The sequence below is a fragment of the Pseudomonas sp. C11 genome (assembly GCF_034683865.1).
In the GTDB taxonomy this organism is placed as follows: domain Bacteria; phylum Pseudomonadota; class Gammaproteobacteria; order Pseudomonadales; family Pseudomonadaceae; genus Aquipseudomonas.
Genome location: NZ_JAWIIP010000119.1, coordinates 1 through 231 on the forward strand (window position 1 = coordinate 1; position 231 = coordinate 231).

Genomic DNA, 231 nt, shown 5'->3' on the forward strand with positions numbered 1-231 from the left:
CCCAATGACTGATTCCTATGACGAATTCTCTCTGGAGAAGAGCAAATCACAGGTCAAACGTGAACTGCATGCCCTGCAGGATCTCGGCGAAAGCCTGACCACACTCAAAGCGGATCTGCTGGCCAAGCTGCCGCTGACCGACGCCCTGCGCAGTGCCCTGGCAGAAGCGCCGAAGCACACGGCCAATGCCGCACGCAAAAGCCACATCCAGTTCATCGGCAAGCTGATGCG

The 231-nt window shown here is 58.0% G+C and carries 1 protein-coding gene; it reads left to right on the forward strand.

Annotated features, from left to right (window positions below; all coding sequences use genetic code 11):
- Positions 1–4: 4 nt before the first annotated feature.
- Positions 5–231, forward strand: a 227-nt coding sequence (yjgA, locus tag VC352_RS25155) for a ribosome biogenesis factor YjgA (protein ID WP_322982189.1), incomplete at its 3' end; no start/stop codon positions are given.